General features: G+C 50.4%; 1 pseudogene. It reads right to left on the bottom strand.

Annotated features, from left to right (window positions below):
* A pseudogene (locus A3761_RS06195) lies at nucleotides 1-248 on the bottom strand (alpha-ketoacid dehydrogenase subunit beta); the annotation flags it as partial.

Raw genomic sequence — 248 nt, 5'->3', positions numbered from 1 at the left:
ATTGCCTCGGTACTTTCACTATGATGTTCGGGTGCATGAATTCCCCCGCCATAGGGGGCGCGAATAACCATGGGGCAAGAAAGGCGCCCACGTGTGCGATTACGCATACGTGAAGCATGGCTAACCAAGTGCTCCATTGAAGCATAAATGAAGCCCATAAACTGTATTTCTGCAACCGGACGCAGGCCTTGAGCTGCCATTCCTATAGTCATGCCTGCAATCATCGTTTCAGCTAGTGGTGTATCCAT

It is taken from the genome of Oleiphilus sp. HI0123 (genome assembly GCF_001635315.1).
The sequence above is the reverse complement of the archived record's forward strand: the minus strand, read 5'-3'. Positions and strand labels throughout refer to the sequence as shown.